1 protein-coding gene is annotated in these 266 nt (G+C 56.8%); it reads left to right on the plus strand.

Going from position 1 to position 266, the window contains the following annotated elements; translation table 11 throughout:
* The coding region (locus HMPREF2635_RS03295; RefSeq protein WP_141761677.1) for a DDE-type integrase/transposase/recombinase at positions 1–266 on the plus strand (266 nt) is incomplete at both ends.

The raw sequence follows: 266 nt of genomic DNA on the forward strand, positions 1-266 counted from the left end.
TGAAGGGATTTCACCGCGTGCCTTTGTCCCAGTGACTACAATCCAAGCCAAGCGTAAGTCGAGTCTTCCTGACCTGGTCAAGCGCATGTTTGATACTGGTGAGCTGAATCGGGTGTGGATGTCGGATATTACCTACTTGCGCACCGGTGAGGGCTGGTTGTATTTGTGCGCGGTCCGCGACGGTCATTCCCGCAGAGTGCTGGGCTGGGCTATGGATAGCGTGCAAGACACACACCTGGTCGAACGGGCCCTGCGGATGGCGCATA

Origin of the sequence: Corynebacterium sp. HMSC035E02 (assembly GCF_001836065.1) — a bacterium.
In the GTDB taxonomy this organism is placed as follows: domain Bacteria; phylum Actinomycetota; class Actinomycetes; order Mycobacteriales; family Mycobacteriaceae; genus Corynebacterium; species Corynebacterium hiratae.